Origin of the sequence: Bacillus sp. JJ1566 (genome assembly GCF_036962685.1) — a bacterium.
Classification (GTDB): Bacteria; Bacillota; Bacilli; order Bacillales; family Bacillaceae_L; genus Ferdinandcohnia.
In genome coordinates, this window is record NZ_JBALOP010000066.1 from 16,119 (window position 1) to 27,477 (window position 11,359).

Annotated in this window: 11 protein-coding genes; all 11 read right to left on the reverse strand. The window is 33.8% G+C overall.

Annotated elements, in window-relative coordinates; translation table 11 throughout:
- Positions 1-293: 293 nt before the first annotated feature.
- Positions 294-1,256 (reverse strand): metallophosphoesterase, encoded by a 963-nt coding sequence (locus tag V7112_RS22060; RefSeq protein WP_335423804.1) that lies wholly within the window; start codon positions 1,254-1,256, stop codon positions 294-296.
- A 199-nt stretch (positions 1,257-1,455) separates the two neighbouring features.
- Positions 1,456-1,599, reverse strand: coding sequence for a paeninodin family lasso peptide (locus tag V7112_RS22065; RefSeq protein WP_335423806.1), 144 nt, complete (start codon positions 1,597-1,599; stop codon positions 1,456-1,458).
- A 15-nt stretch (positions 1,600-1,614) separates the two neighbouring features.
- Positions 1,615-3,546 (reverse strand): lasso peptide isopeptide bond-forming cyclase, encoded by a 1,932-nt coding sequence (locus V7112_RS22070; RefSeq protein WP_335423807.1) that lies wholly within the window; start codon positions 3,544-3,546, stop codon positions 1,615-1,617.
- Between the two features lie 122 nt (positions 3,547-3,668).
- A complete protein-coding gene (galE, locus tag V7112_RS22075; RefSeq protein WP_335423809.1) occupies positions 3,669-4,730 on the reverse strand; it encodes a UDP-glucose 4-epimerase GalE in 1,062 nt (353 codons plus the stop codon).
- Between the two features lie 36 nt (positions 4,731-4,766).
- Positions 4,767-5,492, reverse strand: a complete 726-nt coding sequence (locus tag V7112_RS22080; RefSeq protein ID WP_335423811.1) for a metallophosphoesterase family protein — start codon at positions 5,490-5,492, stop codon at positions 4,767-4,769.
- Positions 5,493-5,532: 40 nt separating this feature from the next.
- The gene (locus V7112_RS22085) at positions 5,533-6,615 is read right to left on the reverse strand and encodes a carboxylate--amine ligase (RefSeq protein ID WP_335423813.1); all 1,083 of its coding nucleotides are present in this window, start codon (positions 6,613-6,615) and stop codon (positions 5,533-5,535) included.
- A gap of 21 nt (positions 6,616-6,636) precedes the next feature.
- Positions 6,637-7,242, reverse strand: a complete 606-nt coding sequence (locus tag V7112_RS22090) for a sugar transferase (protein WP_335423826.1) — start codon at positions 7,240-7,242, stop codon at positions 6,637-6,639.
- 23 nt (positions 7,243-7,265) lie between these two features.
- Positions 7,266-8,087, reverse strand: a complete 822-nt coding sequence (locus V7112_RS22095) for a tyrosine-protein phosphatase (RefSeq protein ID WP_335423815.1) — start codon at positions 8,085-8,087, stop codon at positions 7,266-7,268.
- 106 nt (positions 8,088-8,193) lie between these two features.
- Complete coding sequence (locus tag V7112_RS22100) at positions 8,194-9,348, reverse strand: NAD(P)-dependent oxidoreductase (RefSeq protein ID WP_335423818.1); 1,155 nt, start codon at positions 9,346-9,348, stop codon at positions 8,194-8,196.
- A 58-nt stretch (positions 9,349-9,406) separates the two neighbouring features.
- Positions 9,407-10,471: an NAD-dependent epimerase/dehydratase family protein gene (locus V7112_RS22105; protein ID WP_335423820.1), complete on the reverse strand. Its 1,065-nt coding sequence runs from the start codon at positions 10,469-10,471 to the stop codon at positions 9,407-9,409.
- 143 nt (positions 10,472-10,614) lie between these two features.
- Positions 10,615-11,271, reverse strand: coding sequence for an HAD hydrolase-like protein (locus tag V7112_RS22110; protein WP_335423822.1), 657 nt, complete (start codon positions 11,269-11,271; stop codon positions 10,615-10,617).
- Positions 11,272-11,359 lie beyond the last annotated feature (88 nt).

An 11,359-nucleotide genomic window follows, 5' to 3' on the forward strand; every position in this document is an offset into this window, starting at 1 on the left:
TCTAGAAAAGGTTTGAATTACTTTTACAACATTATTTAAATCGAATGTATTCTTATAGTACTTCATTGTCCCAATCAGCATCATTCTCAATAATGAATAGTTGGCAATTAATAGGTAGTTACGTACAGTTCTATATAAAGAACAATTTAAAACAAAAAAAACACATTAAAATACAAGTACCGTTTTTAGAGAGTTTATTCTTTATTAAGAACATCCTTAAAGGTAATTTAACACCTTTCCCCTATAGAGTCAATACATAAAAATAAAATCTAATCTTTATATAAATATTATCTCTATTCTTTTTTTAACACTAAAACATTAATTTCAGGCGTATTAAAAAGACGAAAATTTAAATAAGGTTTTGCATTGCTACTTCCAAGTCCTGCACTTACGTATTGTTTTATATTTCTATACTTCCATAATCCCTTAACTCTATCCTGTGGTGGAAAAAAACCATTATTATCATCCCACGATTCTGGTACAAAAAGTGCACCTATGAAGGGTAAACGGATTTGTCCACCATGATAATGGCCAGCTAATATTAGATCAATATCCCTTAGTGAATACATCGAATCTGAAGCAATGTTATCTAATCTCGCATCAACAACAGGATAATGGGTTAATGCGATTACAATGTCATTGTGACCTTTATGATCAATAGCCTGTACTTCTTTGTATAAATGGTTATAATGTTCTAAGTGACCAATAAATGAAAGATTTTTAGATTGTATATTTTTTTCAATAGATTTCAAATATGTTTCGTTTTGGATTGAAAGTTCAAAATTAACAAAATGTACATTAGAATCACCCTTTTTCACAGATTGTAAGGATTCAAGTAACCTAATGCCTCTTTTTTCCATCCCTGTAACAAAGTCTACTTTTAAAAACTTTCGGTCTTTACTTACATAATAACTTTCGGGGTCTGTATTCCCAGGTACAAATAATGCAGTTTTTTTATTTTCAATGCCATCTAGAAGTGAATAAAAAGGAATATAGTTGGTACTCTTTTTATTTTCTAACATGTCCCCAGTAAATACAATTGCGTCATAATAAATGGAATTAATCTTGTTAATTAAACTTGATTGATTATTGCCAAACTCCTTTTCATGTAAATCTGTAACTTGAAGAATTGTATAGTTCTCTAATTCTTTCGGTAAATTCTCGATTACTATTTCTTGTTTTTCTATTTTAATACGTTTATTGTCCCAGACAGTATATGCTGTTATTATTACAATTAAAATAGAAATAGTAATCAATACATACCCTCCTATCCTCTTCATGTTATCCACCACATTTTCTTAGAATTGATCTAAAATCCCTTTTACTAAACACTTGTATTATGTATAAATGGTAAAATAAAAAAGAATTGCAAATGTATAAAAGCCCCTTTAAGTGGGGCTTTTAACAAATCCTTAATTTAAAATCATGATGTTTTATATAATTCCATGTCTAGAATTAACTATCCGTTCCCCACGTTAAATCACTAAATCGAGTATTTGCAGGAAAGGAATCATCGATAAAGTCACCTGGTTGTGTGTTTGCCATCGTCTTATTTATTTCTAACACTTCTAATTCAGGTTTCTCCCATTCTCTTTTCACCTTAATCACCTCCTCTCAATTTATTTGTTTAAGGAATCGATATAAAATAATACTTCGCATAAGAGTTCTAATATCCGTATCAGTGGCAAATTTAGGAAGTGCCCCTTTTTCTGCTTTTAGTAAAGCGAGTCTTAAGGCTCCTTCATCTAGGAATTCTAGCATTCTTTCATCTTTGATAAGTTGACTTGCCTCTTTTAGAAAGAAGTGCCAATCTCGCTTCATACGATGAACCCAATCAGCACCTTGAACCCCCTTATATCGTTGGTTCAATCGTACAGTGTCTGGCAAATAGTTCTTGGTAGCCCTTCGAATTAATGCACGGTCCATACCATTTTGAACATATTGATCTTCAGGTATAGATAAACATAACCTTATTACTCTGATATCATTAGTCGGGTCACGTTTCCATACTGAGTAGCGAAGTGATAACTTAGTTGCAAGGGTATTTGTTGCATTCCAATGGAAAACTTCTTCAAAATGTTTAATTCTATGTTCAAAAATATTTTTAGTGGAATACCAGCCATTTTCATCCATATCATGGTTCCTGAGTTTTGTGAACACCCCTGTTTTTTTTGCAAAATCCTGATTTATTAGCTTGGGGACATAATATGGTTTATTATATGGTGCCAACTTATCAATAAACGGAAATGCTACTCTAGCGATTATTGGAAGTCTACGTAATCTTGCACCACCTACATTTTGACTATATTGATTCAATTCCCGGATAAGGCGACCCCAATGAAGTCCTTTTAATAACAAGGAGTAATAATCTAAAGCAGAACCCCAAGAAATACTTAAATTACCTCTACCACCACTTAATAAGACGCCCAAACCTTCCTCATGGGCTTTCTCGAATATCCCTTTTATCCAGAAAGAGTTTTCAAAGAACTTATATGGCATTTCATTTAATGACAGGAAATCATCAATTTCCGAATATGGATTACGACCTTCAAAATCTAAATAGTGGGGATTAACACCTTCAACATGCTCTACTGTTGATGTTATAAAGGGGGTTTCATTTGGTAATAAATACTTTGGTGTATAGTCTTCAAAATCCCTTGGTGGAATATAACTAAATGTGTGAAGTTTCTTTCTTTGTAGATTTCTCGCTGCATAGCTAACTACTGCACCTGAATCTAAACCTCCACTTAGATAGGATCCAACACCTCGAAATGTTCGCAACCTTGATTTAACTGCTTCTCGAAAAACATCCTGAAAAGCCTCAACATATTCATCATTTGTCTTACACTTTAACTTTTCCCCACCAGTCACATAACAATATCTATTTATAGACACTTTATTATCTTTAACTCCAATACTATGTGAAGGAGGAACTTGATAAATACCCTGATATGGGGTGAACGAAGTATCAACTGTATCTACTACAGTTGTGACTGCTAAAAATTCTGCTAACCACTCTTCATTTAATTGCTTAGTAATATAATGTAGATTAAGTAATGGTTCAATCGTGGTGCAAAAAGCAAAATTACTTGTATTGTGGTAATAATAGAGGGTCCTGCTTCCTGAAAAGTCCCTAGCGCCAAATAGTTGTTGTTTTCTCTCATCCCAAATCATATAAGCAAAATCACCAATCAGATATTTTGGTGATTCTTCCCCCCATTTTAAATAGGATAATAGTATCAATTGGCTATCTGGCATTATTTGTCTCTTATCTTTGCTAACCTGTAATTTTTCAAATAACTCTTCACGGTTATCAAGAAAGGCGTCTGCTGTAATACATGTCTTACTCTCAGAATCATAGTATGGTAACACCTCACCAATTGATTCAGGTGTAATCCATTGTGCGAGGCACCCCAAATAAATATTACTTTGGTTCCAGGTTTGAATATCGTCAGCTGGATATTTCCGTAATGAAGTCATTAGATTATTACCTTGATCAATGACTGGTTCTTTATTTATATTATAGATCCCAGCTATAGCACTCATTTTTGTCCTCCTGTTTACCAATTTCAACAATATCTTTTAAAAACAAAACCACAAATCCGTTCCCAATAACGAACGTTTTAATTGTAAAAATTCTATTTTACTCAGAGGTTGTCTACAACTTACTAAAGGTTATTAGTTTTTTTCATTTCGTTCAATTCGAATGGATTTTCTTTATTTTCATACCCATTAGGATTATTCATTTGCCAGCGCCAAGAATCAATACACATATCCTGAAGTGACCTTTTAGCAACCCAATTTAGTTCCCTTTTTGCTTTCGATGCATCAGCAAGGCTTGTTGCAATGTCTCCTGGTCTCCTGTCTACCACCTCAAAAGGAATAGATCGACCCGATGCTTTTTCAAATGATTTAATCATCTCAATTACACTATATCCTGTCCCAGTTCCTAGATTATAGGCACTTACCCCTGTGGTTGTCATAACCCTCTCTAGTGCTTTTATATGACCAATTGCCAAATCTACTACATGTATAAAATCTCGAATTCCCGTTCCATCTTGTGTATCGTAATCAATACCAAACACTTTAAGCTTCGGTTGTTTCCCAATTGCCACCTGGGTTATAAAAGGTACTAAGTTAGTCGGAATTCCATTCGGATCCTCACCAATTTTTCCGCTAGAATGTGCACCAATAGGGTTAAAATACCTTAACAAAGAGATGCTCCATTTACGATTTGAAACAAACAAGTCCTTCAAAATTTCTTCTATCATTAGCTTTGTTCTTCCATATGGATTTGTTGCGTGAAGGGGTAATTCTTCATGCAATGGAATAATTTCTTGAGAACCATAGACTGTGGCTGATGAACTAAAGACCAAATTGAATACCCCAAATTTCTCCATTACCTCGCATAAATTTAAGGTTCCAGTAATGTTATTATGATAATAATGCAGCGGTATTTGTACCGATTCACCAACGGCTTTTAATCCGGCAAAATGAATTACGGAAGAAATTTCATTTTCTATAAAAACCTGTTCAACCGCATTCTTATCAAGTAAATCAACCTTATAGAATTCAAATCTTTTACCTGTAATTTCTTTAATTCTATTTATGGAATCCATTTTACTATTTGATAAGTTATCTAAAATGATCAATTCATAACCTGCATTTAAAAGCTCCACACATGTATGGCTACCAATGTATCCTGCCCCACCTGTAATTAATACCTTCATTAATTATGCCCCCTTCGCAAGAACAAAAAGAGCCACCTATTTAGGTAGCTCCCCATTTTGTAAAATTGAAATCATTAATTCTTTATTCGGGTAATCCGTTTCAGCAAACAAATGTATAGCTTTATCAACATCATAGGTAACTCTTACAATTTTTGTTTCTAAATCTTTTTCACCAATTTCAAGGATAGCATAAGACGATTTTGGAAGGCCGTCAAAAGGTAGGCCAACACTTCCAGTATTAATGATACATTTACCATTAATGAAGCGGATGTAAGGTTTATGAATATGAGCGTAAATATAGATGTCTGAACTAGGGTCCTTCATGAGGGTCTCTTGTATAACGGAGTCACCTTCAGAAGGAGAGACTATATCAAACAAACTATTTGGTGTTGCATGGAAGGCTGTTATTTTCTTACCTTCTAACTCTAAGGTCAAGTTAATAGGAAGATCCTCAAGGTAGTGGATCTCTTCCTGACTAAGTTGATTATATGCCCAATCTCGTTCTTTGTTCATTACTTCATATGCTTGATCTGGGACTTCTCCTTTCCTTATCCCGCGAACTATCCACTCATCTGCATTTCCTTTAATTAATTCTGTTTTTAAATCTCTAACTAAGGATAATGATTTCTTAGGTTCTGCACCCCTAAAGCATATATCACCTAATACATAAACTTTATCAATGTTTCTCTTTTCAATATCTTGAAGAACAGCCTCTAAAGCAACTGAATTTCCATGGATATCGGAGATAAAAGCGATTCTCACAATTACTCACCTCAATAACTTTGGCTTTTTTACAGGTCTATTATATAGTAACCTTTTGATTCTGAATCCCTTTCATCACTTCATCCTCTGTTGTTAAAATTGGTTCTCGATCCATGTCTCTAATCCAAAGCAATCCGTCTTGTAAAGGGTTGATTTTTTTCTCTAATGTTGGGAACTTATTATAAAGTATAATATCCTTATATATTTCAGGCATATTCAAACCTGCTTCAGTAAAGAAATAACAGGTTGTAAAAAATCGCATATTTATTTCAGTTGGGTTAGGAAAATCATTTTGGTCATACGTCATGTCGACTCCATACACACCATGGGGTTTGGCATCAATTCCTAGTATTGTATCTAACGCTACTCGATTTACTGTATCATCTGAATAGGTCTCACCTACCCCAGTTATACCCGTTACTCCAGATAAGGTACGGTTTCCGAATCCCCAGGATTTCCTTCTCCTAGTTTGTGCAACGACCAGTTCTCCTTCATACCAAATGGAAAGCCATGTAACTGTCTTTTCAGATTGTAATAATTCAGAAGCAGTGAATCCTCCCCAACCATTATAAAGATCTATCCAATTGGCAGCAAACTCATAATCGTTTGTAGGTAAAGCACCTTTTCCACCCGCTCCGATTGTTGAGCGTAACCAAATCTTCCCCTCCTGATTACCAAGTATATTAAAAGCCTTTTTTAAATCATCTCGACTATTAATAATCAATGTTTTTGGAACTTTTATTCCTTGTGCTTCCCATATTTCATATGATCTATATTTATCCGTACACGCCTCTATCACCTGGTGCTCTGGCATAAACAAATTTGTTCCAGTAGCTGTTATTTCATCTCTAAACTTTGAAGCTTCTAGTATTTCACGATCATTCATAAAAATTAATAAACCAGGCTTTTCCTTTTTTAACAAATTTAATAATGATTCCTTATACTTATTTCCAAAAGCATATTCATATGGGATACGATTTTTAATTTCCGCTTTAGAGGAAAATAGATTGAATGGATTTCTAGAAACACCAACTATTTTTTCCTTTGTCGCAGATTGATTAAGTGATTTAATAACATTCTCAGCAGGAGCAACACCTACATCTGTAATTGCGATTTTCTCCATATTTTACACCTCGTTCAAATTTCACATATTTTTACTTATACCTTTATAACGTTCCATGCTGTAATGCTCTTTGGCATTGACACCATCTTTTTTAATGACTTTTTTTATCGTTAAAAGTAAGATTTTAATATCAAGCCAGAAAGATTGATTGTCTACATACCAAAGATCCAACTCGAATTTTTTGTCCCAATCAATCGCATTTCTACCATTGATCTGTGCCCAGCCTGTAATACCGGGCTTTACATTATGTCTACGAGCTTGTTCCAAAGTATATAAGTTAAGATATTCAGTTAGCAAAGGTCTTGGACCAACTAAGCTTAAATCTCCTTTTATAACGTTAAAAAGCTGTGGTAGTTCATCTAAACTATATTTCCGTAGTAAGACTCCTATTTTGGTCAACCGATATTTACCCGGGAGCATATTCCCATTATCATCTCTTTTATCAATCATCGTTCTAAATTTATAAATATTGAACGGCTTTCCATGCTTGCCGGGTCTAGTTTGTTTAAAAAATATCGGAGAACCCATTTTAATTTTAATAATAATGGCTATTGCTATAATGAGGAATGAAAACATAAACAAGATGCAAAGTGCCCCTAATAAATCTATGATTCTTTTCAAAATTATAAGTTCACCTCCGATGTTAACCCCTAGATTTCTTTCATTCGATTTAAGGGATGATTATAAAAGAAAAAATATTGTCGTTTTCTATCAATATATGTTGGTTCATTTATGGTAATTTCTAATCCACTTAAAGTTTGAATCGCATTTTTTTCTAAAAATCTACGGTAATTCATTGAAAAGTTCTTTTCAATATATTCATAGGATGGAATTAATTCAAATTTCCGTCTATTATAATGATGTGCATCTGACGCAATAAAATGAACAAGCTTATGATCTAATAAGTGCAATGAAAAATTTTTAAGCCTTTTCCCATATGTACCATTGATGCTACCCGCTGTAACTTGAATTAATATTCCGCTTTTCACCCAATTATAGATTATTGAAGGATTTTTTCTTAAAACTCGGTTACGTTCTGGGTGAGCAATGATTGGTACAAAGCCACGCCGTTGTAAAAGTGTAAAAATCTTATCTATTTGCTCTGGTAAATGATGACACGGAGGCTCAATTAACATATATTTCCCAGTGTTGTTCAGAGTTAAAAAATCTTCTATTCTTTTTTCAATATCTGTCTGAATGTGATTATGTAAATGAAATTCAATACCAGGTAATATGGTTAATGGTATTGAATTATTTTTTAAGTGTATATTTGCTTCCTTAACCAAATTCTTAATTGTCAAAGGATTATTTTCATAGAAATGTTCCTTATGTTGATGTTTATGGTGAGGTGTTGCGATAACATGGGTGATCCCAGTTGCTACTGCTTGTTTGGCAAGCAGTAGCATTTCATCCCAGTTTTTTGGGCCATCATCTAATCCAGGTAAAATGTGATTATGGATGTCAACGATCATGACAAAACTCCAATCTTGATAATCATTTATTGTAAAGAAAAAAGGTAGGAGAGTCAGGTTATAAAAAGCCAACAACTCCCACAAATTCTTTTTTAAAATTGTAATTTTATTTTGTGACTAGCTTTTTATTCACAGTTTCATACCAAGCAAGTAATGCCAAACTTTCGGGTAGTTCTACATCGTCAAAAGTGACAATATCACCCTCGTTAACCTGACTCTTTAAAACTACATTTACAAGTAAGCCGATTGGCACATGATTAGGATTTTTAGAGATGGTTACTGCTTCACCTCTTACTTGGAAGCTTCCGATACCTTTTTCTATTTTCTCCCCTGGAAGTAACGTTCTTTTTGCAACTGCAGCAACACTGGCAGTAGGATTTTCTCCATTATTCAAAAGTACTCCTCCCCCGTTTATGACTCTTCTTATTGTCTTCATAATTTCTAAGTGGCAAAGATGGTAGTTTTGTAGAATGGTATAAAATGGGCCTTCCCCCATTTTAAAATACCTTAATGCATCCATTTGGTTACTATCATGTTCAGCTGTAATAAAAACTCCTGGCGGTGCTTTCGGAGCTAAAACATATTCACAAATTGGGTGCCCTAAACGCTTAGCTTCATTAGCCAATTCGGCACCGGTGTTATTCAAGTCATCCGAGCTTGGTGCCAGAAGTCCATCACAAGCAATACCTGCATTTAATCCATTCGCCACTAGCACTTGTTCAATTTGAACCTTGGTCCCATCTGTGAATGATGTAGTCATGTCAAGTCTGACACCATTTCTTTTCGACCAGTATTCCATTTCCTCCATTTTAGGATCTAAATTTAGAAACCCTTTAATATTTCCATATACTAAAGGTTTAAAACCCATCTGCACGACATTTTCATGTAAGGAGGCTAGACATCCTGGCTGATCCCCTTCAGCTTCAGTAATAAATCCTCTCTTTGCAAAATATGAACCTGTTGTCACTTGAAGTTCTGCATTCATTGTAATGACAGGTATTGATGCTTTAATTGCTTTATCAATCACCTCTGTTCCGTAAATAACATCACCACTACATTCCACAATGAGGTCGCAATTATCAATAATTTCATCTAGAGAATTCGTTAAAGCACCTACGGCTGGATAGTCTTCCATTGTAGAAATATCTCTGCGTGTTAACACACTAGAAAGCTGTAAATCATCTTGTTTGATAACTTCTATCGCTAAGCCTTTGCCTATTAAACCAGTCCCGGCTATGCCTATTCTTGTTATTTTACCCATCGTAATTCCTCCACTACTAATGTATTCTTAATAAAGAACGAAATGTTAATAATAAAATCTAACTTAAAATTATTAAATCCTTAGACGAATCTCTCTCTTCAATTTCCAATACCCCGCCATATAAATCAATTTGCTTTATAAAACCGTGCCATTCAATTAACTTCTTATACCAATTCAATGTAATTGTTTGCTCAGTTTTTTGCAGCGTACCATCTTCTAATTTTTTAAAAATTTCAAGTGCTCCGTCTGCCGCTGTATATTTTGCTTCCCAATTTAATGTTTTTACAATCTTGTCAAAATTAACCCGATATGAGCGATGATCTGGATCTCCGTACCATTCTATCTTCACATCAATTGGCAATGCAGTAGCAATTTCATCAGCAAGTCGGCCTAATTGATAATTGTTCCGATTTGAACCTATATTAAATATCTCACCATTAATTTTATTTGCTTCAGCCTCTAACAGTAGGCACATTACATCCGTTGTATCTTCAACGTGAACCATAGGTCTCCACTGAGCACCATCCCGCATTAACGGGATTACTCCTTTTTCCCATGCACCAAATGTCATACCATTTACAGCTAAATCGAATCTCATCCTTGGTGAATATCCATATACAGTTGCTTGCCTCATTACAGTAACAGTAAACCCATCATCTGCTAAAGGTATTACCCCTTGTTCTGCTTTTTCATTTGCTTTGGCGTAGACTGTTAGTGGATTTGTAAGCGAATTCTCGTCAACAATTGCCTCCTTATCCTGAAAACCATAAATACTACAAGTGGAAGGTAATATATAACGTTTTACTCCCATTTTCTTTGCTAGCGAAGCAGTATTTACTCTAGATAAATGATTAATATCATATGTAATTTCTTTGAATAATTCGCCACTAGGATCATTTGATATAGCAACTAAATCTATAACTGCATCAATTCCAACAAAGTATGATTCTGTTAATCTTCTACAATCTTCATGAACAATTGTTAAGTTAGGATGTGGCTGTAGTTTATCAACACCAAAAAAGAAACGATCAATCGCTTTAACTGAATAACCTTTATTTAATAACTTGGGTACTAGGACACTCCCAATATATCCCCCAGCTCCTGTTACAAGTATAGTTTTCAATGCATATTACCTCCTATATTAGCAAACAAGCTAAATTAAATATTAAACCGCTACAAATATATAGAATTATAGTATTTTATTCTTAATTATTCCCTTTCCTTAATTGCCAACAATAAAACTAATAAATATGTGAAATTGTACTTTTAAAGTAAATTAAAGTAATTTAGGATATCGTCAGCATTTTCAGCAATAAAAACATTCCTACTTTTGTTCGCATCGTTTTTATTTCTAAATCCATATCCGTATGTTACAGCAAGAAAGTCAATTCCTATTTGTTCTGCACCGATTGAATCATAAATACTATCACCGATTAGAATCACTTTAGATAAATCAGTTTGTTCCAATTCCTTTAAACACATTAAAAGTATATCCGATTTACTAAGTGTATCCTTAGCATCAATTCCTTTAATAAAATTAAAAAAGCCAGATAGTTCATAATGCCTTAAAATTTCTTTTGCAAAATCATCTCTTTTTAGTGTTGCAACAGCCAATTTACATTTGTTATCTTTTAAGATAGTCAATAAGCCAATTACACGGTCATAATGACTTGCCTCATATAAACCTATTTCTTTATATCTCTTTCTATAAATTTCAACAACATCTCTTGCTTTACTTTCAGAAATACCATATTCTCGCATAAAAGAGTCAAGAATTGGAGGTCCAATGAAGTTTCTTTGTTGATTATTTGTTAAATCAGGAAAGCCCATTTTATCCGCTGTGTATCTTGCACAAGTAATTATCCCCTTGGATGTGTCCAATAATGTTCCATCTAAGTCAAAAATGACAGTAGAATATTTCATTTTAAACTCCATTCATTTATAGATTTATACCTCTACTAATAAATCTAGATTATTATAAACAGTTGTGGTAACAAACTGAATTTTCATA

Bases quoted from the DNA above. Each gene is read 5' to 3' on its own strand.
- V7112_RS22070 (WP_335423807.1), bottom strand. From the start codon at position 3,546: ATGAGTGCTATAGCTGGGATCTATAATATAAATAAAGAACCAGTCATT.
- galE (WP_335423809.1), bottom strand. From the start codon at position 4,730: ATGAAGGTATTAATTACAGGTGGGGCAGGATACATTGGTAGCCATACA.
- V7112_RS22085 (WP_335423813.1), bottom strand. From the start codon at position 6,615: ATGGAGAAAATCGCAATTACAGATGTAGGTGTTGCTCCTGCTGAGAAT.
- V7112_RS22095 (WP_335423815.1), bottom strand. From the start codon at position 8,087: ATGATCGTTGACATCCATAATCACATTTTACCTGGATTAGATGATGGC.
- V7112_RS22100 (WP_335423818.1), bottom strand. From the start codon at position 9,348: ATGGGTAAAATAACAAGAATAGGCATAGCCGGGACTGGTTTAATAGGC.
- V7112_RS22110 (WP_335423822.1), bottom strand. From the start codon at position 11,271: ATGAAATATTCTACTGTCATTTTTGACTTAGATGGAACATTATTGGAC.